The following is a 25111-nucleotide window of genomic DNA, read 5'->3' on the forward strand; positions in this document are numbered from 1 at the left end:
TCGCTGGAAAAAATGTAAACAGACCCTGGAAAGCTGCCTCGCGCATTTTCGATAATCGTCGTCACTCATCTCTGGGCCGATACAGGTGAGAGAGTCCCACAAACAACAAAGCCCCGGTTTCCACCGAGGCTTTATTTACTTTTACTATATGAAGAACTGGTAACTCAGGCGGCCATGCCGCTATGCCGCAGCAAGGCATCAATGCTCGGCTCCCGCCCCCGGAACGCCTTGAAGGACTCAATGGCCGGACGTGAACCACCCACAGCCAGGATTTCCTGCTGGAAGCGGCGACCGGTTTCCAGCGAGATCACGTTGCCGCTGCCGGCAGCGGCTTCCTCAAACGCACTGTACGCATCCGCCGACAGCACTTCAGCCCACTTGTAGCTGTAGTATCCCGCCGCATATCCGCCTGCGAAGATGTGCGAGAAGGAATGCTGGAAGCGGTTGAACTCCGGCGGGCGGATGACGGCGATACGGTCGCGCACGCTGTCGAGCAACTGCTGCACGGTCTGCTGGCCACCGACCTCATATTCATGGTGGATCAGCATGTCGAACAGCGAGAACTCCACTTGGCGCAGCATCTGCAGGCCGGACTGGAAGTTCTTGGCGGCGATCATCTTGTCATACAGCGCGCGCGGCAGCGGCTCGCCGGTCTCGGCATGCGCAGTCAGCTGCTGCAGCACATCCCATTCCCAGCAGAAGTTTTCCATGAACTGCGAGGGCAGTTCCACCGCATCCCATTCCACGCCGGAAATGCCGGACACGCCCACTTCATCGACCTGCGTCAGCATGTGATGCAGGCCATGGCCGAATTCGTGGAAGAGGGTGATCACTTCATCGTGCGTGAACAGGGCCGGCTTGGTCACGCCATCGACTACCGCGGGTTCGGTGAAATTGCAGACCAGGTAGGCGATCGGGGTTTGCACACCCTGCGCAGTCAGGCGGCGGGCGCGGGCGTCATCCATCCAGGCGCCGCCGCGCTTGCCGGAGCGGGCATACAGGTCCAGGTAGAACTGGCCCACCAGCTGGCCATCACGCTCGATGCGGTAAAACTTCACATCCTTGTGCCACACCGGCGCGGTATCGGGCTTGATCTGCACGCCGAAGAGCTGCTGCGCCACCTGGAAAAGGCCGCCGACCACCTTGGGCTCGGGGAAATATTGCTTCACTTCCTGTTCCGAGAAGGCGTAGCGCTGCTCGCGCAGTTTTTCGGAGGCATAGGTGCTGTCCCAGGCCTTCAGTTCGTCCAGGCCCAGCTTTTCACGGGCGAAGGTCTTCAGTTCTTCGTAGTCCTTCTGGCCGAAGGGGCGGGCGCGCTGGCCCAGGTCTTCCAGAAAGGCGATCACTTCGCCGGGCGACTTGGCCATCTTGGCCACCAGCGACACTTCGGCAAAGTTGGCGTAGCCCAGCAATTGCGCTTCTTCCTTGCGCAGTTGCAGGATCTGGTCGATGTTGCCGCTGTTGTCCCATTCCGGCTTGACGCCCAGTTCGGATGCCTTGGTGGCGTTGGCACGGTAGATCTTCTCGCGCAGCGCGCGATTATCTGCATATTGCAGCACCGGGAAATACGAGGGGAAGTGCAGCGTGAACTTGTAGCCGGGCTTGCCGTCCTTCTCGGCGGCGGCCCGTGCAGCTTGCTTCACATCGGCCGGAAGCCCCGACAATTCGGCCTCGTCCTCGACGAAGAGGGCGAAGTCATTGGTGGCATCCAGCACGTTTTCGGAGAAACGGGTGGTCAGCATGGCCTGCTTTTCCTGGATCTCGGCGAAGCGTTCCTTCTTGTCGTCGGCCAGTTCGGCACCCGACAGGCGGAAGTCGCGCACGGCATTGTCCACCACCTTGCGGCGCGCTGCCGACAGCGAGGCGAAGGCCGGGCTGGCCTGCAGGGCCTTGTACTTCTCGAACAGCGCCAGGTTCTGGCCCAGCGCAGTCCAGAATTCCACCAGGCGCGGCTGGTTCTCGTTGTAGGTGGCGCGCAGGGCCGGGGTGTCCATCACCGAATTGAGGTGGCCGACCACGCTCCAGGCGCGGCCCAGCTTTTCGGTGGCGGACTCCAGCGGCTCGACGAAATTGTCCCAGGTGACTTCGGCCATCGGTGCTTCCAGTTCGGTGACCAGGCGGCTGGCGTCGGCCAGCAGCTTGTCCAGCGCCGGGGTGACGTGCTCCGGCTGGATGGCATCGAACTGGGCATAGCCCGAGAAATCGAGCAGGGGATTGGCGGCGATGTCAGTGGTGGTCATGGGCTCTCGTTTCTCTGAAAACATCCGGCAGCCAGGCTGCCGGAGGGTAATGCGCTAAGGGCGTGCCGATCAGCTGCGTTCGGCGGCTTCAATGGTGTTGACCAGCAACATGGTGATGGTCATCGGACCCACGCCACCCGGCACCGGGGTGATCCAGCCGGCGACTTCCTTCGTATTGGCGAAATCGACGTCGCCGCACAGCTTGCCGTTGTCATCGCGGTTCATGCCGACGTCGATGACGACTGCGCCAGGCTTGACCATGTCGGCGGTGACGATGTTGCGCTTGCCGGTGGCGACCACCAGGATGTCGGCCTGGCGGGTGTGGTGGCCGAGGTCACGGGTCTTGGAGTTACAGATAGTGACGGTGGCACCGGCTTGCAAGAGCAACATCGCCTGCGGCTTGCCGACGATGTTCGATGCACCGACCACCACCGCATTGGCGCCACGCACCGGATAGTCGATCGATTCCAGCATCTTCATGACGCCGTAGGGAGTGCAGGGGCGGAACAGCGGCTGGCCGGTCATGAGCAGGCCGGCGTTGCTGACGTGGAAACCGTCCACGTCCTTTTCCGGGGCGATGGCTTCGATCACCTTGTGGGCGTCGATATGGGCCGGCAGCGGCAGCTGCACCAGGATGCCGTTGATCTTGGGATCGGCGTTGAGGGCGTCGATGCGGGCCAGGAGCTCGGCTTCCGTCATCGAGGCTTCATATTTTTCCAGCACGGAGTGCAGGCCGTTGTCCTGGCAGGCCTTGACCTTGTTGCGCACGTAGACCTGGGAAGCGGGGCTGTCGCCCACCAGGATCACGGCCAGGCCGGGTTGCTTGCCTTGGGCGGTGAGGGCGGCGGCGCGCTGGGCCACTTCGGCGCGCAGTTGTTGGGAGAGCAGGTTTCCGTCGATCAGTTGGGCAGACATGGCAGATAAGGCTTTAGAAAGTGAAGGGCAGGGCTGGGAAGAAGGCGCCCGGTCAGGCCGGGACCACTCGAACTCAAGGCGCAAAGCACCGGAACCCGTGATTATAAAGCCAGGCGGCAGGCCGGACGAAATGCCGGCGCGAGATGGCATATTGCTTGATTGCAAATATTTTTTGCATCAATTTCCTTCATATTGGCATTTGGGGTGGCGCACGACGGGGATTTGCAATTTCGGTTATGCTCCCGCATCCTGAAGCCCCAACTGCTACTAGAACCCATTTCATAAATAGGCGTGAGATGCGTTCTGTCCAGAAAGGGCGCTGGCAAGGCGCGCGACGCGTCGTGTGGCGGTTGCCACACGCAAGGAGCGCAACGCGGCCAGCGCCCTTTCTGGACAGAACCCGCAGGGAGCGGCCCGTTTGGGCGAATTGCTGCGTTACGAATTTGGGTCAAGACGTCCAGTCTTGACCCAAATTCGCGCCTTGCACTTCATCCCAAACGGGACTCGCTCGCACTCACGCCTATTTATGAAATGGGTTCTACATAGCGACAAGAACCAAGGACTACCGCATGACCGATCTCCTCGCCCGCCGCCTGCAACAGCTTTCCCAGCCGCACCATCTTGCGCTGCTGGGCCAGGGCCTGCGCGGCGTGGAACGGGAGACGCTGCGCGTGGACGGCCAGGGTCATCTGGCCCGCACGCCCCATCCGCCGGCGCTGGGTTCGGCCCTGACCAATGACCTGATCACCACCGATTATTCCGAAGCGCTGCTGGAATTCATCACCCCGGCCATGCCCGACATCGCCGATGCCCTGCAGCGCCTGGACGAGATCCACCGCTTTGCCTACACCAAGCTGGACGGCGAATTCCTGTGGAATGCCTCGATGCCCTGCGTGCTGCCGCCGGAAGACGAGATTCCGCTGGCCTGGTACGGCAGCTCGCACATCGGCATGTTGAAGCACGTCTACCGCCGTGGCCTGGCGCTGCGCTATGGCCGCACCATGCAGTGCATCGCCGGTATTCACTACAACTTCTCTTTAAGTGAAGACTTGTGGGAAGTCCTGCGGGACGGCGATGACACCGTCGATCCTTCCCTGTCACGCCGCGATTATCAGTCGGAGCGCTACATTGCCCTGATCCGCAACTTCCGCCGCTACAGCTGGCTGCTGATGTACCTGTTCGGTGCTTCACCGGCGGTGGCGACCAATTTCCTGCGCGGCCGGCCGCATCAGCTGGAGACGTTGTCCGAAGACACGCTCTTCCTGCCCTACGGCACCAGCCTGCGCATGAGCGACCTGGGCTACCAGAACCACGCCCAGGCCAACATCACCCCGCACTACAACAACCTGCCGGCCTACATCCGCAGCCTGGCGCATGCGGTCAGCGAGCCGTATCCGCCGTATGAAGCCATCGGCACCAAGCGCGATGGTGAATGGGTGCAGATCAATACCAACATCCTGCAGATCGAAAACGAGTTCTACTCGTCGATCCGCCCCAAGCGCGTCATCAACAGCGGCGAGCGCCCGGTGCAGGCGCTGTCGGCGCGCGGCGTGCAGTATGTGGAAGTGCGCTGCATGGACATCGATCCCTTCAACCCGCTGGGCATCGGCCTGGAAGCGGCGCGTTTCCTGGATGTGTTCCTGCACTTCCTGGCGCTGGAATCGAGCTGCCTGACCTCGGACGAGGAGGGCGTGGAAAACCGTGCCAACTTCCTGGCCACCGTCAAGGAAGGCCGCCGTCCCGGCTTGAAGCTGCAGTTCAAGGGTGAAAGCCTGCTGCTGACCGACTGGGGCCAGCAACTGCTGGACCGCATGGAACCGGTCGCCGAGCTGCTGGACCGTCATCTCGGCGGCACCCAGCACCGCGACAGTCTGGCCGTGCAGCGCGCCAAGCTGGCCGATCCCGACAGCACCCCCTCGGCGCGCGTACTGCGCGAGATCCGCGAAGCCGGCAATTCCTTCCCGGCTTATACCTTGGCCCACAGCCAGCGCCAGGCCGCCGAACTGATCGCCCGTCCGCTCTCGTCCTCCAGGACGGCTGACTTCGTGGCCATCGCCCAGGCTTCGCTGGATGCCCAGCGCGACATCGAGCGCACCCAGGTCGGCGACTTCGATACCTTCGTGGCCGCCTACCGGGCCAGTACCCTGGGCAATATCGCCATCTGATACCGGACCTTCCGCTTCATTTATGGTGGGCAATCCCTGAACGATATGCAAAATGGCAACGCCTCGTCCCTCGACGAGGCGTTTTTGCTTGTCGGCCGGAAAGGCAGGTCATTGCTGCCTTGGCAATTCTTTCCGTTCACTTTTATGGTGCGAAAAATGCCGTTTGAGGCTCTCCTGGCAGCCTTTGCGGCATTGCAAACAGGGCAAGAAACCCTCGCTCACAGGGGTATATAGTAAAAATACGAGGCCCTGGAAGCCCCTATTCATGCCGCTTTGCAGCATATTTTCGCATTATGAAATTGATTATCGTAATTTGAAAATCAAAAATTCCCTGATAAAATTCGTCGTCCACACGGCTGGAAGACCGTACATTTAAGCCTGTTTCGCCTCCAACGCCTTGCCCCACGGGCCGGGAAGGATTGCAGCACAGGCAACACATGGCGCTTTTCCTGCAACACCTGCCGGCGGCATTGCGTACCGAATGAACCGACCGACCCGCCTGGTCCACCCGACCGGACGGATCTCTCAACAACCAGGAGACATGACATGTCAGCCCAAATCGATCAAGTTCTGGCGCAGGCCGCCAACGATCCAGATGTGATGGAAACCCAGGAGTGGCTTGACGCCCTCGAAGCCGTGATCGAAAAGGAAGGCCCGGACCGCGCCCACTACCTGATGGAACGCATGGTCGATCTGGCGCGCCGCCGTGGTGCCCACATCCCCTTCTCCAGCAACACGGCCTACGTCAACACCATTCCGGCCGACCAGGGCGAGCACTGCCCGGGCAACCTGGAATATGAAGAGCGCCTGCGCTCCTGGATGCGCTGGAACGCCATGGCCATGGTGGTCAAGGCCAACCGCGTGGATGGCGACCTGGGTGGCCACCTGTCTTCCTTCGCGTCGCTGGCCAACATGCTGGGCATCGGCTTCAACCACTTCTGGCACGCCCCGACCGAAGAGCACGGCGGCGACCTGCTGTACATCCAGGGCCACTCCTCGCCCGGCATCTACGCGCGCGCCTTCCTGGAAGGCCGCCTGACCGAAGACCAGCTGATCCACTTCCGCCGCGAAGCCGACGGCCATGGCCTGTCGTCTTACCCGCACCCCAAGCTGATGCCGGAATTCTGGCAGTTCCCGACCGTCTCGATGGGCCTGGGCCCCTTGATGGCGATCTACCAGGCACGCTTCCTGAAGTACCTGCACGCCCGTGGCATCGCCAAGACCGACAACCGCAAGGTCTGGGCCTTCTGTGGCGACGGCGAAATGGACGAACCGGAATCGATGGGTGCCATCGGCATGGCCGGCCGTGAAAAGCTGAACAATCTGGTCATCGTGGTCAACTGCAACCTGCAGCGCCTGGACGGTCCGGTGCGCGGCAATGGCAAGATCATCCAGGAACTGGAGTCCGACTTCCGCGGCGCCGGCTGGAACGTGGTCAAGGTCATCTGGGGCAGCGGCTGGGACGAGCTGCTGGCCAAGGACAAGGACGGCATCCTGCAGAAGGTCATGATGGAAACCGTCGACGGCGAGTACCAGAACTACAAGGCCAAGGACGGCGCCTTCGTGCGCAAGCACTTCTTCGGCAAGCATCCCAAGCTGCTGGAAATGGTCTCCAAGATGTCGGATGACGACATCTGGCGCCTGACCCGTGGCGGCCACGATCCGCACAAGATCTACGCGGCCTTCAAGGTCGCCCAGGAATCCAAGGACCAGCCGACCGTGATCCTGGCCAAGTCCATCAAGGGCTATGGTTTCGGCAAGGCCGGCGAAGCGCGCAACACCGCGCACAACACCAAGAAACTGGACGACGAAGCAATCCGCGCCATGCGCGACCGCTTCCAGCTGCCGATCTCGGACGCCGAACTGCCCAACATCCCGTTCTTCAAGCCGGCTGACGACGCGCCGGAAATGCAGTACCTGCACGAGCGCCGCAAGGCCCTGGGCGGCTACCTGCCGCAGCGCCGTGTCCACGCCGACGAAAAGCTGCCGGTGCCGGAACTGTCGGCCTTCCAGGCCATGCTGGAACCCACGGCCGAAGGCCGTGAGATCTCCACCACCGCCGCCTATTCGCGCGTGCTGACCGCACTGCTGCGCGACCCCAACCTGGGCCCGCGCGTGGTGCCCATCATGGTCGACGAGTCCCGTACCTTCGGTATGGAAGGCCTGTTCCGCCAGATCGGCATCTTCAGCCAGGTCGGCCAGCTGTACGAACCGGTCGACAAGGACCAGGTGATGTACTACCGCGAAGACAAGGCCGGCCAGATCCTGCAGGAAGGCATCAACGAAGCCGGTGGCATGAGCTCGTGGATCGCTGCGGCGACCTCGTACTCGACCAACAACCGCGTGATGATTCCGTTCTACACCTACTACTCCATGTTCGGTCTGCAGCGTATCGGCGACCTGGCATGGGCAGCCGGTGACATGCGTGCGCGCGGCTTCCTGATCGGCGGCACCGCCGGCCGTACCACCCTGAACGGTGAAGGCCTGCAGCACGAAGACGGCCACAGCCACGTGTTCGCTTCGGCGATCCCGAACTGCATCCCCTACGACCCGACCTTCGCCCACGAAGTCGCCGTGATCATCCATGACGGCCTGCGCCGCATGGTGGCCAACCAGGAAGACGTGTTCTACTACATCACCGTGATGAACGAGAACTACGGCCACCCTGGCATCAAGCCGGGCCAGGAAGAGGGCATCATCAAGGGCCTGTACCTGTTGAACGAAGGCGGCAAGGAAAACAAGCTGCGCGTGCAACTGCTGGGTTCGGGCACCATCCTGCGCGAAGTCATCGCTGCGGCCGACCTGCTGCGCGATGACTGGAAGGTCGACGCCGACGTCTGGTCCGCACCGTCCTTCACCCTGCTGGCCCGCGATGGCCAGGATGTGGAGCGCTGGAACATGCTGCACCCGGCCGAGGCCCCGAAGAAGAGCTACTTCGAGCAATCGCTGGAAGGCAGCGAAGGCCCGATCGTGGTCTCCACCGACTACATGCGCACCTACGCCGAGCAGGTCCGTGCCTTCGTGCCGAAGGGCCGTTCCTACAAGGTGCTGGGCACCGACGGCTACGGCCGTTCGGACACCCGCGCCAAGCTGCGTGAGTTCTTCGAAGTGAACCGCTACTTCGTGACCGTGGCCGCCCTGAAGTCGCTGGCCGATGAAGGCAAGATCAAGCCGGAAGTGGTGGCGCAAGCCATCGCCAAATACGGCATCGATCCGAACAAGCCGAACCCGGTGACCCTGTAAGGACTGCCTGACCGACCATCCCCGCCTCAGCCTGCTGATCGCGGGGATGTGTCGTGTCTGGAACTGCCACCCAAGGGGAAGGTCTGCCGCCCGATGATGTGATGGCGCAAGAAGCCAGCGTCGTGCGGCACAGCCAGTACCTTCCCACCTGCGAATACTTCTCCTGGTTCAAGGCCAGGGAACAGAACAACGGAGCGCATCAGATGAGTCAAGTCGAAGTAAAAGTCCCGGACATCGGCGATTTCAAGGAAGTCGAAGTCATTGAGGTGATGGTCAAGGTCGGTGACACGATCAAGGTCGACCAGTCGCTGATCACGGTTGAATCCGACAAGGCCAGCATGGAAATCCCGTCCAGCCAGGCCGGCGTGGTCAAGGAAATCAAGGTCAAGGTCGGTGACAAGGTCGCCGAAGGTTCGCTGCTGGTGATCGTCGAAGGCGAGGGCGCTGCAGCGGCCCCTGCGGCCGCACCGCAAGCCGCCGCCGCTGCGCCGGCCGCCGCGCAGGCTTCCGCACCTGCACCGGCTCCGGCCGCGGCGCCTGCCGCCGCCGGCGGTGGCACTGTCGAGATCGAAGTCCCCGACATCGGCGACTTCAAGGAAGTGGAAGTCATCGAAGTCATGGTCAAGGTCGGCGACACCGTCAAGGCCGAGCAATCCCTGCTGACCGTGGAATCCGACAAGGCCAGCATGGAGATTCCCTCCAGCCACGCCGGCGTCATCAAGGAACTGAAGATCAAGCTGGGTGACAAGGTCGCCAAGGGCAGCATCATCGCCACCATCGAAGCTGCAGGTGGCGCGCCGGCTGCTGCCGCTGCTCCTGCCGCCGCCGCTGCACCTGCAGCCGCGCCAGCCGCTGCCGCCGTGCCCGCCATCGCTACCGCTTCGGCCACCAGCACCGGCGGCAAGGCCCACGCTTCGCCTTCCGTGCGCAAGTTTGCCCGCGAACTGGGCGTGGATCTGTCGCGCGTGCCGGCTACCGGTCCCAAGGGCCGCATCCTGCAATTGGACGTGCAGAACTTCGTCAAGGGCGTCATGGCCGGTTCCACCTCGGTGGCCGCTGCCGCACCGGCGACCAATGGCAGCGGCTCGGGCATGAACCTGTTGCCGTGGCCGTCGCTGGACTTCAGCAAGTTCGGTGAAACCGAACTGCAACCGCTGTCGCGCATCAAGAAGATCAGCGGCCCCAACCTGCATCGCAACTGGGTCATGATTCCCCACGTGACGCAGTTCGACGAAGCCGACGTGACCGAGCTGGAAGAATTCCGCAAGACCTCCAACGACGCCTTCGCCAAGGCCAAGTCGCCGGTCAAGCTGACCATGCTGGCCTTCGTCATCAAGGCCAGCGTCTCGGCCCTGAAGAAATTCCCGGCCTTCAATGCGTCCCTGGACGAGAAGGGCGAGAACCTGATCCTGAAGAAGTACTACAACATCGGCTTCGCCGCCGATACCCCGAATGGCCTGGTGGTTCCGGTCATCAAGAACGCCGACCAGAAGAGCATCGGCCAGATCGCTACCGAAATGGGCGAACTGTCCGCACAAGCCCGCGACGGCAAGTTGAAGCCCGCCGACATGCAAGGCGCGACCTTCACCATCTCCTCGCTGGGTGGCATTGGCGGTACCGCCTTCACGCCCATCATCAATGCGCCGGAAGTGGCCATCCTGGGCTTGTCCAAGTCGATCACCAAGCCGGTGTGGGATGGCAAGCAGTTCGTGCCGCGCCTGATGCTGCCGACCTCGCTGTCCTATGACCACCGCGTCATCGACGGCGCCATGGGCGCGCGCTTCTCGGCTTATCTGGCCGACGTGCTGGGCGATCTGCGCAAGTCGCTCCTCTAAGCCACCACCGAACATTACGGAGTCAGGACAATGAGTCTCTCTGAAGTCAAGGTCCCCGATATCGGGGATTTCAAGGAAGTCGAAGTCATCGAGGTGATGGTCAAGGTCGGCGACACCATCAAGGTGGATCAGTCGCTGATCACCGTCGAATCCGACAAGGCCAGCATGGAAATCCCGTCCAGCCAGGCCGGCGTGGTCAAGGAAGTGAAGGTCAAGGTCGGTGACAAGGTCGCCGAAGGCTCGCTGCTGTTGCTGGTGGAAGCCGCTGGTGAAGCGGCTGCCGCACCGGCACCGGCCGCTGCACCCGCTCCGGCTGCCGCGCCTGCTGCTGCACCCGCCGCACCGGTGGCGGCACCGGCCGCTGCCAGCTTCGGCGGCAGCGCCGACGTGCAGTGCGACGTGATGGTGCTCGGTGGTGGTCCTGGCGGTTACTCGGCTGCCTTCCGCGCGGCCGACCTGGGTCTCAATACCGTCATCGTCGAGCGCGATGCCACCTTGGGTGGCGTCTGCCTCAATGTCGGCTGCATCCCCTCCAAGGCCCTGCTGCACGTGGCGGCCGTGATCGACGAGACCGCCGCCATGGCCTCGCACGGCGTGAGCTTCGGCAAGCCCGAGATCGACATCGACAAGCTGCGCGCCTACAAGGACAAGGTCATCGGCACCATGACCGGTGGCCTGGCCGGCATGGCCAAGGCGCGCAAGGTGCAGGTGGTCCGTGGTGACGGCCAGTTCGCCGGCCCCAACCACATCGAAGTCACCGCCGGGGACGGCAGCAAGAAGGTGGTGCAGTTCAAGCACGCCATCATCGCCGCCGGTTCGTCCGTGGTGAACCTGCCGTTCGTACCGCAGGATCCGCGCATCGTCGATTCGACCGGCGCGCTGGAACTGCGCCAGGTGCCCAAGCGCATGCTGGTCATCGGCGGCGGCATCATCGGCCTGGAAATGGCCACCGTCTATTCCACCCTGGGCGCACGCATCGACGTGGTCGAGATGATGGATGGCCTGATGCAAGGCGCGGACCGCGACATGGTCAAGGTCTGGCAGAAGTTCAACGAGAAGCGCTTCGACAACGTCATGGTCAAGACCAAGACCGTGGCCGTGGAAGCCCTGCCGGAAGGCATCAAGGTCACGTTCGAAGCCGCTGAAGCCGGTGCGACTGCACCCGAGCCGCAACTGTACGACCTGGTGCTGGTGGCCGTGGGCCGCAGCCCGAACGGCAAGAAGCTGTCGGCCGACAAGGCGGGCGTGATCGTCTCCGATCGCGGCTTCATCGCCGTGGACAAGCAGATGCGCACCAACGTGCCGCACATCTTCGCCATCGGCGACCTGGTGGGCCAGCCCATGCTGGCGCACAAGGCGGTGCACGAAGGCCACGTGGCTGCTGAAGCGATTGCCGGCGAGAAGAGCTTCTTCGATGCCAGCGTGATCCCCTCGGTGGCTTATACCGATCCGGAAGTGGCATGGGTCGGCGTGACCGAAGACGAAGCCAAGGCCAAGGGTATCAAGATAGAGAAGGGCCACTTCCCGTGGGCCGCTTCCGGCCGCGCCGTGGCCAATGGCCGTTCGGAAGGTTTCACCAAGCTGCTCTTTGATGCCGAGACCCATCGCATCATCGGTGGCGGCATCGTCGGTACGCACGCAGGCGACATGATCGGCGAAGTGGCGCTGGCCATCGAGATGGGCGCGGATGCCGTCGATATCGGCAAGACCATCCACCCGCACCCGACCCTGGGTGAATCGCTGGGCATGGCCGCTGAAGTCGCAGAAGGGCATTGCACGGACTTGCCGCCGCAGCGCAAGAAGTAAGCGCAGCGTCTTGCATGAACAAAATGGCGGACCCTCGGGTCCGCCATTTTTTTCGTGCATTCACGGTTCAAGCCTGCTTCATTCTCCGGCTAGAGCAACTTGCCCGGATTCATGATCAGGTTGGGATCAAACGCCTGCTTGATGCGCAGCATCAGTTCCATCTCCAGCGGCGACTTGTAGTGCCGCAGTTCGTCGCGCCGCAATTGGCCCACGCCATGTTCGGCGCTGATGCTGCCTTGTTTCTCCGTCACCAGGTCGTGCACCAGCCGGTTGAGCTGCAACGTGGCCTGCCTGACCTCTTCATAAGAAGAGGTCAGCGGGATCATCACATTGAAGTGCAGGTTGCCATCGCCCAGGTGGCCGAAGTTGATGATCTCGGCCTGCAGCCCGCAAGCGGCGATCGCGCGCTCGGCCTGGTCCACGAACCCGGCGATGGCCGAGATCGGCAGGGCGATGTCGTGCTTGATGACCTTGCCCGCCCGTACCTGCGCCTGCGAAATGCCCTCGCGGATTTTCCACAGGGCGGCGGCCTGGGTACCGTTGGAGCAGAGCATGGCGTCAGTGACCAGCGCATCTTCCATGGCTTGCCCGAGCAGCTCCTCCAGCATGGATTGCAAGCCCAGGTCTTCGGTATCGGCCAGTTCGATCAGGGCGTTGTAGCGAGCCGGCTGCGCCAGCGGCGCGCGGGTGTCGGTGACGTGCTGCAGCACCAGCGCCAGCGAGGCGGCCGACATCATCTCGAAAGCCACCAGCCGGTCGCCGCAGCGCGCCCGCGTGCGCGCCAGCAGCTCGGCCAGCTGCGCCAGGCTGTCGCAGCCGACCCAGGCGGTAGCGCGCGCGTGCGGTTGCGAAAACAGTTTCAGTACCGCGCCGGTGATCACGCCCAGCGTACCTTCGGAGCCAATGAACAGGTCGCGCAGGTCGTAGCCGGTGTTGTCCTTGCGCAGGCCGCGCAAGCCATTCCAGATGCGGCCATCGGGCAGGACCACCTCCAGTCCCAGCGCCAGCTCGCGCATGTTGCCAAAGCGCAGTACCGCAATTCCGCCGGCATTGGTGGCCAGGTTGCCGCCGACCGTGCAGCTGCCTTCGGCCCCCAGGCTGAGCGGGAAGTAGCGTCCTGCGGCGCGCGCCGCTTCCTGTGCATGGGCCAGGATCACCCCGGCGTCCACCGTCATGGTGTTGTTGATGGGGTCCACTGCGCGGATGCGGTTCATGCGCGTGGTCGAGAGAATCACCTGGGCGCCGCTGTCGTCGGGTGTAGCGCCGCCACTCATGCCGGTGTTGCCGCCCTGGGTGACGATGGGGGTATGGGTCTGGTGGCACAGGCGCACCACCTCGGCGGTTTGCGCGGTGTCGGCCGGGCGCACCACGACGGCGACGCGGCCTTGCCATTTGTTGAGCCAATCCTTCACGTACGGCGCCTGCTCGTCGGCTGCGGTGACCAGTCCGGCATCCCCCACGATGCTGCGCAGTTGCTCGATCAGTTGCTGGGTATTTTCATTCATATCGGTCCTCAGGCACCATGCCAGTTCATCTTGATGCGGCCGATGGCCATGGCCGCTGCTGCCTGGCTGGGTTCCACCACCGGTATGCCCAGCGCTTCCTGCAAGGCGTCCCGATAGACCGCCATGCCGGCGCAACCCATGACGATCACGTCGGCACCCTGCGTATCGCGCAGGCGCAGGCCCACTTCGCACATGCGGGCCAGCGTGCGGTCGTAGTCGGCCAGATCGGTCACGTTCAGGCCGATGGCCAGTTCGCCCGCCAGCCGTGATTGCACGCCCATCGCGCCATAGGCGCGCAGATGGCGCGGGATCGAGCCCGGCAGGATGGCGATGACGCCGAAGCGCTGGCCCAGTGTCAGGGCCGTCAGCACGCCACTTTCCATGATGCCCAGCACCGGCACGTCCACCGCCTCGCGTACCGCGTGCAGGCCGGGATCGGAATAGCAGGCAATCACGAAAGCCCCCGCATGGGCACGCAAGGAGCGCGCCAGCGCCACCAGCTGCGGGGCCACGTTGTCCACGTCCTGCTGGGTCTGGATGCCGGGCGGCCCCGACGGCAGCGACAGGCATTCGATGGCCGGTCCGCCGGCCATGCGCAGCGGCGTCATGGCCGCATCGATGCCGCGCGTGACGGCGGCCGTACTATTGGGATTGATGACGAACAGGGCAGGGCCGTCGGCCGGGACAAGGGACATGATGGTTTCTCGCAAAACAGGAGTCAGCACAGGCAACGACTCTACCCCAGGCCGACGGGCATGCTCCTTGCTCATTTGTGTGTTCCCCTTAACATGCTGTTATGCGCGATGAGGATCCATGGCACTGAACCTGCGCCAGATCGAGGTGTTCCGCGCGGTCATGACGACCGGCTCCATCAGCGGTGCCTCGCAATTGCTGTTTGTCTCGCAGCCGGCGGTGAGCCGCCTGCTCTCCCACACCGAGCAACGGGTCGGCTTCGCCCTGTTCGAACGCATCAAGGGCCGGCTCTACGCCACGCCCGAGGCCAAGAAGCTGTTCCATGAAGTGGAACATGTGTATCAGGCGGTGCAGCGCGTCAACGAGCTGGCCACCGACCTGTCGGAAAACCGCAGCGGCATTCTCAACATCGTCTCCAGCCCGAGCATCGGGCAGATGCTGATCCCGCAGGCCATCGCGCTGTTCCGCAACCGCCATCCGGAGGTCAAGCTGACCTTCCACTGTCTCAACTATGGCTACCTCAAGGACCGCCTGCTGTCGCGCCAGGCCGACCTGGGCATCATCATCCTGCCGATGGAACACCCCAGCCTGCAGGTCACGCCCCTGTGCAGCAACCGCCTGGTCTGCGTGCTGCCCTACAACCACGAACTGACCCGGCGCGGCACGCTGAGCCTGGCCGATCTGCGGCCATTCCCGCTGATCTCCTACAACCGCGATTCGCCCTTCGGCGGCATCGTCGGACGCTTCTACCAGACCGAGGAAGAGCCCCTGCGCCCCATCATGGAAGTGGGCTCGCCCCAGAACGCCTGTTCGCTGGTGCAGATGGGGGCGGGGGTGGCGCTGGTCGATGAGTTTTCGGTGCGCAGCTGGGCCGGCACCAGCCAGATGGTGGTGCGGCCGGTGGCGCGCGCCCCCATCTTGCGGGCCAACCTGGTGCATGTGCGAACCGAGCCGCTCTCGCAATTGACCCAAGCCTTCATTGCTGAACTGCAGCAGCTGGTGCGGGCGCAGGGATATGGCCTGCCTGATGAAGAAACGAACATATCGGCTGGAACCGGCGATTAACACGACGTTAAGGCAAGCACACAAAAAGGCAAGCGACAAGCGCAGATGACTCCACGACAATCATTTCCAACTTCTCCGGTCCGCCCTCAGGCGGGCCACCGTGTCCACACTCTCTTCATGGAACGTCGCGCATGTCTTCAACTCTTGCCCCTGCTTCCGCGCTGGCCACTGCGCGCGGTGTCTATACCATCTGCCCCACGCCTTTCACTGCCGATGGCGCACTGGACCTGGGCAGCATCGCTACCCTGGTCGAGTTCCAGATCGAAGCCGGCGTCTCGGGCCTGGCCATCCTCGGTTTCTTGGGGGAAGCGCACAAGCTCTCCAATGCAGAGCGCCGCGCGGTGACGTCAACGTTCGTCAAGTGTGCAGCAGGACGGGTGCCGGTCTGGGTCGGCGTGCGCGCCCTGGGCCTGGCCGGTGCCATCGAGCAAGCCACGGAAGCGGCCGAGGCGGGTGCGGCGGCCGTCTTCGCAGCACCCCTGGACATGGCTTCGGATGCGGTGCAGTTCGACTATTACAAGTCGCTGGCTGCAGCCCTGTCCATTCCTGTCGTGATCCATGACTTCCCCGATTCCTTCGGGACCGAGATCAAGGCCGAGGTGATTGCCCGCCTGGGACGTGAGGGCGGCGTCAACTTCATCAAGATGGAAGAACCGCCGGTGGGCCAGAAGATCAGCCGCATCCGCGACCTGGCCGGTGAATCGATGCGCATCTTCGGCGGCCTGGGCGGCGTGTATTTCCTGGAAGAGCTGCAGCGTGGCGCGGTCGGGACCATGACCGGCTTTGCCTTCCCCGAGATCCTGGTGCGCATCTACAACCAGTTCGCCGCCGGTGACCTGGCGGGTGCGGCAGCGACCTTCGACAAGTATTGCCCGCTGATCCGTTACGAGTTCCAGCCCAAGATCGGCCTGTCGCTGCGCAAGTATGTCTATCGCAAGCGCGGCGTCATCAGCAGCGATGCGATCCGTTCGCCGGGCATGCGCATCGATCCCGAGACCGAGCGCGAACTGGAAGCCGTGATCGCCCGCGTGGGCCTGGACCTGGATCAGCGCGGCGCGCTGGCCATCCGCTGAGGAGCCGCCGATGGATCTGGGAATCAGCGGGCGACGCGCCCTGGTATGTGCCTCCAGCAAAGGCCTGGGCCTGGCCTGTGCCATCTCGCTGGCACGCGAGGGCGTGGCCGTGACCATGACCGCACGCGGGGCCGAAGTCCTTGAAGCCGCAGCGCAGCAGGTACGCGCGGCCACCGGGGCCACCGTCACGACGGTGGCCGGCGACATCACCACGCCCGAGGGCCGCGCACTGGCGCTGGCCGCCTGTCCCGCGCCGGACATCCTGGTCACCAACGCCGGCGGTCCCAAGCCGGGCGATTTCCGCGAATGGTCGCGCGAGGACTGGATCGCGGCCATCGATGCCAACATGCTCACCCCCATCGAACTGATCAAGGCCACCGTGGATGGCATGATGCAGCGTGGCTTCGGCCGCATCGTCAACATCACCTCCGGTGCGGTGAAGGCGCCCATCGACATCCTCGGTTTGTCCAACGGCGCGCGCTCCGGCCTGACCGGATTCGTCGCCGGCCTGGCAAGAACGACCGTGGCCCACAACGTGACCATCAACAACCTGCTGCCCGGTCCTTTCGAGACCGAGCGACTGCTGACGACGGCCGCGGCCAGCGCACGCGGCAGCGGCAAGTCGGCCGAAGAGGTGCTGACGGCCCGCCGCGCCGCCAACCCGGCCCGCCGCTTCGGCCAGCCTGCCGAATTCGGCGACGCCTGCGCCTGGCTGTGCAGCGCCCAGGCAGGTTTTGTCACAGGACAAAACCTGCTCATGGATGGCGGTGCCTATCCCGGAACCTTCTGACCTCAAGACTCCCGCATGGACTTCGACCTCACCATCCGCAACGGCCGCATCTCTACCGACCGCGAGACCTTCTTTGCCGATATTGGCGTCAAGGACGGCGTGATCGCGCGCATTGCGCCGCACCTGCCGCCAGGACGCGAGGACATCGATGCCGCCGGACGCTGGGTCCTGCCTGGCGGCATCGACAGCCATTGCCACATCGAGCAGCTCTCCGGCATGGGCATGATGTGTGCCGATGATTTCTATTCGGGCTCGGTCTCGGCGGCTTTTGGCGGTACCACCACCATCATCCCGTTCGCGGCCCAGCATCGCGGCAACCGCATCCCCGACGTGATCGCCGACTATGCGCAGCGTGCCCGCGAAAAGGCGGTGATCGACTATGGCTTCCACCTGATCCTGGCCGACCCCGACGAGCAGGCCCTGCAACACGACCTGCCGCAAGCCATCCGCGATGGCATCACCTCGCTGAAGGTCTACATGACCTACAACGCCCTCAAGCTTGATGACTACCAGTTGCTGGACGTGATGGCGCTGGCCGGCCGCGAAGGGGCGCTGGTGATGATCCATGCCGAGAACCACGACATGATCCGCTGGCTCGCCTCGCGCCTGTTGGACCAGGGCCATACCGCGCCCAAGTTCCACGCAGTGGCCCACGACCCGCTCGCTGAGGCAGAAGCCAGCCAGCGTGCCATTGCGCTGTCGCGCCTGATCGGTGTTCCGGTGTTGATCGTGCACGTGGCCGGGGCCGAAACGGTGCAGACCATCCGCAATGCCAGACTGCTTGGCGCGCAGATCTATGCTGAGAGCTGCCCGCAATATCTGTTCCTCACGGCCGAGGATATCGATCTGCCCGGCGTGGAGGGCGCCAAGTATTGCTGTAGCCCGCCGCCGCGCGATGCCAATGCCCAGGAGGCGGTGTGGGCCGGGCTCAAGGATGGCACGCTGGGCATGTATTCCTCCGACCATGCGCCGTACCGCTTCGACGAGAGCGGCAAGCTGCCGCGCGGTGAAGACACCACCTTCAAGGAAATGGCCAATGGCGTGCCGGGCATCGAGCTGCGTCTGCCGCTGCTGTTCTCCGAGGGCGTGCTCAAAGGCCGCCTCGACATCCACGAATTCGTGCGCCTGACGGCCACCAATCACGCCCACATGTATGGGCTGTCGCACTGCAAGGGCAATATCGCCGAGGGGCTCGATGCCGATCTGGTGATCTGGAACCCGGAACGCGAGACCACCATCACCGCAGCGCTCCTGCACGACAACGTCGGCTATACGCCCTATGAAGGACGGCAGATCAGGGGGTGGCCGGAAGTGGTCACCAGCCGCGGCCGCGTGGTGGTCAGCGAGGGGGAATTGAAAGTGGCGCGCGGCTCGGGCCGCTTCATCGCACGCCACTGTCCGGCACCGGCCAGTATTGCGCAGCGGCCGACGCGCAGCCATCTGCCGGGCTTGCTCGGCCTCAAGGGAAAGGCATGGGAATCGCAATGAGCAACAAGGACAATCGCTTCGGCCTGGCCGTGGCGCAGATGGGGCCCGTGCAACTGGCCGAGGACCGGACCACTGTGGTGCGCCGCCTGCTGGAGATGATGCGCGAGGCCGCAGCCCGTGGCGCGAAGATGGTGGTGTTTCCGGAGTTGGCGCTGACCACGTTCTTCCCGCGTTACTGGATGGAAGACCAGGCCGAGGTCGATGCACGTTTCTTTGAGGCCGAGATGCCGGGCCCGCAGACACGGCCCTTGTTCGAGCTGGCCGCGCAGCTCAGGATCGGTTTCTACCTCGGCTATGGCGAACTGACCCCCGATGGCCATCACTACAACACCGCTATCCTCGTGGATGAAACAGCCCGGATCGTGGCGCGCTATCGCAAGATCCACCTGCCGGGACACAGCGACCACAAGCCCGATGCACCCTTCCAGCATCTGGAAAAGAAGTACTTCGAAGTCGGCAACGATGGCTTTGGCGTCACCGACATGCTGGGCACCCGCATCGGCCAGTGCCTGTGCAATGACCGGCGCTGGCCCGAGACCTATCGCGTCATGAGCCTGCAGAGCGCACGCATCGTCACGCTGGGCTACAACACGCCGTCCTGGAACATCCACTGGAACGAGCCACCCCATTTGCGCATGTTCCACCACCTGCTGTCGCTGCAGGCCAATGCCTACCAGAACGGCTTGTGGGTGGCGGCCGCTGCCAAGTGCGGCTTCGAGGATGGCTTCCACATGATCGGCGGCTCGGCCATCGTCGCGCCTTCCGGCGAGATCGTGGCGCAGGCGCAGGGTGAAGAGGATGAGGTGATCTTCTCCAGTTGCGATCTGCACCTGGGTGAAACTTTCCTGCAGCACGTCTTCAATTTCGCCAAGCACCGCCGTCCGGAACATTACCGCCTCATTGTCGAGCGCACCGGGGCCGGTGCGCCGCTGGCACCGTCCGAGCTGTCTACCTGAATCACTGTCCACCTTCCACCCAATCGAGGAGTGTTGCGATGTTTCCGTTCCTGGTCCTGCCTTCCAAGTCTTCCCTGAAATACTCCCTGCTGGCCGTCCTCTCGGCCAGTGCACTGCTGTCGGCCGGTGCCATGGCTCAGGGTGGCCCGCTGCGCACCGGAGTCGATGCCACCTTTGCGCCGCATGCGATGGTCAAGCTGGGCGGCGGCCTGCAAGGCTTCAACATCGACCTGGGCGAAGAACTGGCACGCCGCCTGGGCCGCAAGATCGAAATCGAAGGCACGGAATTTTCCGGGCTGGTGCCGGGCCTGAATGCCAAAAAATATGACTTCGTGCTGGCCCCCGTCACCGCCACCCCGGAGCGTGCCAAGGCCATGCTCTTCACCGAAGGCTATCTCGATACCGACTACACCTTCGTCATCAAGAAGGGGGCAGCCCCCATCAATGCGCTGGAGGACCTCAAGGGCAAGACCATCTCGGTCAACAAGGGCTCTGCCTATGAACTCTGGGCGCGCGACAACGCCCCCAAGTACGGTTTCAAGTACGACGTCTATGGCAACAATGCCGATGCGGTGCAGGCGGTGCAATCCGGCCGCGCCGATGCCAACCTGGCCGGCAGTACGGTAGCCGCCTGGGCTGCCAAACAGAATCCTGCCGTGCAGACCACTTACACCGTCAAGACCGGTCTGGTGTGGGCGCTGGCCTTCCGCCTGGACGACAAGGCCGGCCGCGATGCTGCCGGCATGGCGCTCAAATGCATGAAGCAGGATGGCACGCTGGGCAAGATCGCGCAGAAGTGGTTCGGCTATACCCCGGCCGCCGATGCCACCGTGGTCAAGGTCGGCGTGGGGCAGGGCGTGCCTGGGCTGGATGGTTACGACCCGACCCCGGTGACGCTCAAGTGCAACTGATGCAACTGATGCCACTGAGCCGACACTTCACGCCGACCGCCTGAACCGAGACAGAAGCCTCCATGAACCTAGCCGCTCCCATCCTAGAAATCGTCGGCCTGCACAAGTCCTATGAAGGCAATACCGTCCTGCGCGGGATCGACCTGCGCGTGCGGCCGGGCCAACTGATCTGCGTGATCGGTCCTTCCGGTTCGGGCAAGAGCACCATGCTGCGTTGCTGCAACCGGCTCGAAGAACCCAGCGCCGGCCAGATCGTGGTGGATGGGCAGGACATCATGCATGCCCGTACCGACCTCAACGCCGTGCGCCAGAAGATCGGCATGGTGTTCCAGCAGTTCAACCTGTATCCGCACATGAGCGTGCTGGGCAATGTGATGCTGGCGCTGAAGAAGGTCCAGAAGCATACGCATGCCGAGGCCGAGCGCCGCGCGCGGCGCGCCTTGGAACAGGTGGGCATGCTGGAGAAGGCATCTGCCTTCCCCGGCCAGCTCTCCGGCGGACAGCAGCAGCGCGTGGGCATTGCCCGGGGCATCGCGCTGGAACCCAAGGTGATGCTCTTCGATGAACCCACCAGCGCGCTCGACCCCGAACTGGTCGGCAGTGTGCTGCAGGTGATGCGGCAGTTGCGCGAGGCTGGCATGACCATGCTGGTGGTCACGCACGAAATGGCCTTTGCCCGGGCGGCGGCCGACCGTGTGGTTTTCATGGACGGTGGCGTGATCGTCGAGGAAGGGCCGCCCGAGCAGATCTTCGGCGATCCGCAGCAGGCTCGCACCAAGGCCTTCGTGGCGCGCTTCGCACAGCACGGCTGAGCCATGGAGCAATTTCTCTTTACCTTCTTCAATGCCGAGGTCGCTGCGCGCTACTGGCCGGACATCCTGCGCGGCATGGGCGTGACGGTGCTGCTGAGCCTGGCGGTGATTGCCTCCGGCCTGCTGCTGGGGCTGTCGCTGGCGGTGCTGCGTGCGACCGGCAAGCGCGGCCTGGTGTGGCTGGTGGTGGCCTTTGCCGATGTGATGCGGGCCTTGCCGCCGCTGATCCTGATCATCGTGCTCTTCTTTGCGTTTCCGTACATCGACCTGGCCATGTCGTCCTTCACCGCGACCTGGCTGGCGCTGACCCTGGTACTGGCGGCCTATGCCGAGGAAAGCATCTGGGCCGGCATCGCCTCCTTGCCGCGCGGCCAGAGCGAAGCGGCGCGCTCGACCGGCCTGTCATGGGGACAGACCATGGTCGCCGTGATCCTGCCGCAGGCACTGCGTATGGCGGTGCCGCCGCTGACCAACCGGGTCATCTCGATTACCAAGAACACGGCACTGGGATCGGTGGTGGCCTTGTCGGAGATTCTCAATACGGCCCAGGCCGCCAGCAGCAATGCCGGCAATCCCACACCCCTGATGCTGGGTGCGGCGGCTTATCTGGTGATCTTCATTCCGGTGGTCTTGTTCGCGCGCTGGCTCGAAACCCGCTGGCGCTGGAAACGATAGGAGAGGACCGTCATGGATGCCTTGCTGCAGAATTTCTTCAACCTGGAGGTCTATCGCCAGGTCCTGCCCTTCCTGCTGGGCGGCTTGTGGACCACGGTGTGGCTGTCGCTGCTGGTCATTCCCATCGGCGTGGCTTCGGGTTTGCTGCTGGCCTTGCTGGCCACGCAGAGCCGCTCGCGCACGGTGCGCATTGCGGTGGCGGTGTATGTGGATTTCTTTCGATCCTTCCCGCCGCTGGTGCTGCTGATCCTGATCTATTTCGGCGCCCCCTTCCTCGGGCTGGAACTGCCCAAGCTGCTGGCCGTGGCGCTGGGCTTCATGTTCAACAATTCCAGCTATTTCGCCGAGGTGCTGCGCGCCGGCATAGAAAGCGTACCGAGCGGCCAGATGGAAGCGGCCCGTTCTACCGGCCTGTCGCGCACTCAGGCGCTGGCCTGTGTGATCGTGCCGCAGGCCGTGCGCAACGCCTTGCCTGACCTGGTCGGCAATGGCATCGAGGTCATCAAGCTGACCACCATTGCCAGCGTAGTGGCACTGCCTGAACTGCTGCGCGTGGCGCGCGATGCGCAATCGCTGGTCTACAACCCTTCGCCCATCGTGCTGGCAGCCTTGCTCTATCTGGCGCTGTTGCTGCCGCTGGTGCGCTGGCTGTCGCGGCTGGAGCACCGCGGCCGCACCTTGCACTGAGGGCGGCCGCAGGCGCTGCATCAAGCTGCGCTGAGCAGACCCATGCGCGGATGAATCGCGGTCTCGCGTGTCGGAGCCACGGCAGGCTGAACCTGTTCCAGCCGGAACACCGACACCGCATCCCGCAGACTGTCAGCCTGTTGCGCCATGGATTGCGCCGCACTGGCCGACTCTTCCACCAGTGCCGCATTCTGCTGCGTCACTTCATCCATCTGCGAGATGGCGATGTTGATCTGGCTGATCCCCGAACTCTGTTCGCTGGAGGCGGCAGTGATCTCGCTCATGAGGTCGTTGACCTGCTGGATCGATTGCACCACTTGATCCATGGTCTGGCCAGCTTCATCGACCAGTTTCTGGCCAGCTTCCACATGTTCCACCGACGACTCGATCAGGCCACGGATTTCCTTGGCCGCCGAGGCGCTGCGCTGGGCCAGCGAGCGCACTTCGCTGGCGACCACCGCGAAGCCGCGTCCCTGCTCACCGGCGCGCGCCGCTTCCACCGCAGCATTCAAGGCCAGGATGTTGGTCTGGAAGGCGATGCCCTCCACGGTGGAAATGATCTCCGTGATCTTGTAGGCACTCTGCGAAATATCCTTCATGGTATCGACCACGCGTTCCACCACTTCGCCTCCCTTCTGCGCGTGCAGCGAGGCCGCGCGCGCCAGCTGGTTGCCCTGGCCGGCGTTCTGGGTGTTCTGCTCGACGGTGGAGGTGATCTCTTCCATGCTGGAGGCGGTCTCTTCCAGCGAAGCCGCCTGCTCTTCGGTACGGCGTGACAGATCCAGATTGCCCACCGCGATCTGGCCGGCGGCAGTGGAAATCGATTCGGCGGATCGCTTGATGCCGTCGACGATGCTGGTGAGCTGCGCACGCATGTTGTCGAGAGAGGCCATCAGACTGTGCTGGTCGCCCTTGGCCAGCGGGATGCTCACCGCCAGGTTGCCCTGGGCGATCTGCGCCGCCAGGGCCTGGGCATCTGCAGGTTCGCCACCCAGCTGGCGCAGGACACTGCGTACGATCAGGAAGGCTGCGCCCAGGGCCAGCAGCACCGAGCCGGCCACCAGGGTCCAGATGGTCGTGGCGATGCGTTGATAGGTCGTTTCGGCATCGGCGGCGGCCTGATCATTGAGATCATCTTCCAGACGGCCCAGCGCATCGAGATTGTCCAGCCACTTGGCCTGCACCGGACGAATCTTCTGAATCAGCAGGCTGGTCAGCTCGCTGCTCTTGTTCTCCTGGGCCAGAGTGACGGCCTGTTTCAGCAGCGGTTCGGTGTCGGCGGCGTTTTGCGCGATCTGATCGAAGAACTCGTGCTCCTTGCGGGTGGTATCGGGCGCGTCAAAGAGCTTGCGCAGCTTGTCACGGGCTTCCTGATAGCTTTTTTCCTGCACCTTGATGCGTTCGATTTCTCCGGCGACCAGCGCCGGGTCCTGGAACAGGGCGATGTTGCGGATGGCCAGGGCACGAATACGTACGCTGTTGTTCATGACGTCCGCCAGACCACCTTGCTGGTTGTTGGCGACGATGTTGCTCAGATTGCTCTTGACCGTGGACAAGCCCCACATGCCGACCAGCGAGATGACGAGCAGCAGGACGATGACGCCGGCAAAACCTAACGCCAGGCGAGTGGATACCTTCAGTTTGTTCATGAAAAAGCCCCTGTGGATGAAATGTGCTGCCGATTGGGTTGCAAAACCCCCCCTTCAGGCCTGCCATGGCTGTTGCCGCCTTGTGCAGGTTTTGTGACTTTTCCCGTATATAAGTGGTGCAAAATGGCTTTTCACCATGTTGGTGCGGTGGCTTTTAGCCAATTGCATGGCTTATTGCCATCACTTCCTTAGCTTTCGAAACGATTGCACGGGTGTTGTAACGCTATTGAGTAAGCTCAGCCAGAAAAGATCCATCAGGATGTGATTATTTTTCTCTGGCACAAGTGCGCTCCGTTCTCCTGTGCGAGGCGATTGCCAGCGCAGAGGGCGTCGCATCGCTACCACAAGAGCCACGACGGTGCGAAGCCTGCACCGTGCGCAGGCGAAGGAGGGAGATTTCGGGGCGAATTTACTGCTTGCCCCGAAATGACGGCGCTCAGATGCTGCCTCCACTGCTGGTACGCGAATTGCTTAATCGTTCAAAACGGTTTCTATATAAATCAGTAGTTCATATATGGAACAAAATAAGTTATTCGGTGCCGAGATATCTGCTATATTGGCGTTGAATATCTCTCATATATAAAGTGCTGTTTCATATATGGA

18 protein-coding genes are annotated in these 25111 nt (G+C 63.2%); 13 read left to right on the top strand and 5 right to left on the bottom strand.

Annotated elements, in window-relative coordinates:
* Positions 1-164 precede the first annotated feature (164 nt).
* Together JOD78_RS15210 and folD are read right to left on the bottom strand one after the other, a co-directional pair.
* Entirely contained in the window at positions 165-2240 is a 2076-nt protein-coding gene (locus JOD78_RS15210) for a M3 family metallopeptidase (RefSeq protein ID WP_121038401.1), read from the bottom strand.
* Positions 2241-2309: 69 nt separating this feature from the next.
* Positions 2310-3155, bottom strand: a complete 846-nt coding sequence (gene folD, locus JOD78_RS15215; protein ID WP_034336775.1) for a bifunctional methylenetetrahydrofolate dehydrogenase/methenyltetrahydrofolate cyclohydrolase FolD — start codon at positions 3153-3155, stop codon at positions 2310-2312.
* 569 nt (positions 3156-3724) lie between these two features.
* Between folD and gshA the strand changes: the two genes are divergently transcribed.
* From gshA to lpdA, 4 genes are all read left to right on the top strand, one after another.
* The gene (gene gshA / locus JOD78_RS15220) at positions 3725-5320 is read left to right on the top strand and encodes a glutamate--cysteine ligase (RefSeq protein WP_134134782.1); all 1596 of its coding nucleotides are present in this window, start codon (positions 3725-3727) and stop codon (positions 5318-5320) included.
* A 546-nt stretch (positions 5321-5866) separates the two neighbouring features.
* Complete coding sequence (gene aceE / locus JOD78_RS15225; protein WP_121038407.1) at positions 5867-8563, top strand: pyruvate dehydrogenase (acetyl-transferring), homodimeric type; 2697 nt, start codon at positions 5867-5869, stop codon at positions 8561-8563.
* A 203-nt stretch (positions 8564-8766) separates the two neighbouring features.
* Complete coding sequence (gene aceF / locus JOD78_RS15230; RefSeq protein ID WP_209568731.1) at positions 8767-10398, top strand: dihydrolipoyllysine-residue acetyltransferase; 1632 nt, start codon at positions 8767-8769, stop codon at positions 10396-10398.
* Between the two features lie 30 nt (positions 10399-10428).
* Entirely contained in the window at positions 10429-12204 is a 1776-nt protein-coding gene (gene lpdA / locus JOD78_RS15235; protein ID WP_134134784.1) for a dihydrolipoyl dehydrogenase, read from the top strand.
* Positions 12205-12293: 89 nt separating this feature from the next.
* Here the strand turns inward: lpdA and JOD78_RS15240 are convergent, their stop codons facing one another.
* Positions 12294-13709: an FAD-binding oxidoreductase gene (locus tag JOD78_RS15240; RefSeq protein ID WP_134134785.1), complete on the bottom strand. Its 1416-nt coding sequence runs from the start codon at positions 13707-13709 to the stop codon at positions 12294-12296.
* Positions 13710-13717: 8 nt separating this feature from the next.
* Positions 13718-14404 (bottom strand): aspartate/glutamate racemase family protein, encoded by a 687-nt coding sequence (locus tag JOD78_RS15245; RefSeq protein WP_121038416.1) that lies wholly within the window; start codon positions 14402-14404, stop codon positions 13718-13720.
* 118 nt (positions 14405-14522) lie between these two features.
* Between JOD78_RS15245 and JOD78_RS15250 the strand changes: the two genes are divergently transcribed.
* The 9 genes from JOD78_RS15250 (at position 14523) to JOD78_RS15290 (ending at position 22859) form a co-directional block, all read left to right on the top strand.
* Positions 14523-15467 (top strand): LysR substrate-binding domain-containing protein, encoded by a 945-nt coding sequence (locus JOD78_RS15250; RefSeq protein ID WP_121038419.1) that lies wholly within the window; start codon positions 14523-14525, stop codon positions 15465-15467.
* A gap of 131 nt (positions 15468-15598) precedes the next feature.
* Positions 15599-16540 (top strand): dihydrodipicolinate synthase family protein, encoded by a 942-nt coding sequence (locus tag JOD78_RS15255; RefSeq protein WP_121038422.1) that lies wholly within the window; start codon positions 15599-15601, stop codon positions 16538-16540.
* 10 nt (positions 16541-16550) lie between these two features.
* Positions 16551-17330 carry an SDR family oxidoreductase gene (locus tag JOD78_RS15260; RefSeq protein ID WP_121038425.1) on the top strand — a complete coding sequence of 260 codons (780 nt, stop codon included), beginning with the start codon at positions 16551-16553 and terminating at the stop codon, positions 17328-17330.
* 15 nt (positions 17331-17345) lie between these two features.
* On the top strand, positions 17346-18818 hold the full coding sequence (gene hydA, locus JOD78_RS15265; protein WP_134134787.1) for a dihydropyrimidinase: 1473 nt from the start codon (positions 17346-17348) through the stop codon (positions 18816-18818).
* Positions 18815-19774 (top strand): N-carbamoyl-D-amino-acid hydrolase, encoded by a 960-nt coding sequence (locus JOD78_RS15270; RefSeq protein WP_209568563.1) that lies wholly within the window; start codon positions 18815-18817, stop codon positions 19772-19774. Before hydA ends, JOD78_RS15270 begins: the two co-directional genes overlap by 4 nt.
* A 38-nt stretch (positions 19775-19812) precedes the next feature.
* The gene (locus JOD78_RS15275) at positions 19813-20685 is read left to right on the top strand and encodes a transporter substrate-binding domain-containing protein (RefSeq protein ID WP_134134791.1); all 873 of its coding nucleotides are present in this window, start codon (positions 19813-19815) and stop codon (positions 20683-20685) included.
* Between the two features lie 62 nt (positions 20686-20747).
* Positions 20748-21497: an amino acid ABC transporter ATP-binding protein gene (locus JOD78_RS15280; RefSeq protein ID WP_121038437.1), complete on the top strand. Its 750-nt coding sequence runs from the start codon at positions 20748-20750 to the stop codon at positions 21495-21497.
* 3 nt (positions 21498-21500) lie between these two features.
* The gene (locus JOD78_RS15285; protein ID WP_134134793.1) at positions 21501-22172 is read left to right on the top strand and encodes an amino acid ABC transporter permease; all 672 of its coding nucleotides are present in this window, start codon (positions 21501-21503) and stop codon (positions 22170-22172) included.
* 12 nt (positions 22173-22184) lie between these two features.
* Positions 22185-22859 (top strand): amino acid ABC transporter permease, encoded by a 675-nt coding sequence (locus tag JOD78_RS15290; protein WP_121038443.1) that lies wholly within the window; start codon positions 22185-22187, stop codon positions 22857-22859.
* A gap of 20 nt (positions 22860-22879) precedes the next feature.
* On the opposite strand, the gene JOD78_RS15295 is transcribed toward JOD78_RS15290, so the two are convergent.
* Positions 22880-24508 carry a methyl-accepting chemotaxis protein gene (locus JOD78_RS15295; protein ID WP_121038446.1) on the bottom strand — a complete coding sequence of 543 codons (1629 nt, stop codon included), beginning with the start codon at positions 24506-24508 and terminating at the stop codon, positions 22880-22882.
* Positions 24509-25111 lie beyond the last annotated feature (603 nt).

The organism is Herbaspirillum sp. 1130, assembly GCF_017833835.1.
GTDB lineage: Bacteria > Pseudomonadota > Gammaproteobacteria > Burkholderiales > Burkholderiaceae_D > Herbaspirillum > Herbaspirillum huttiense.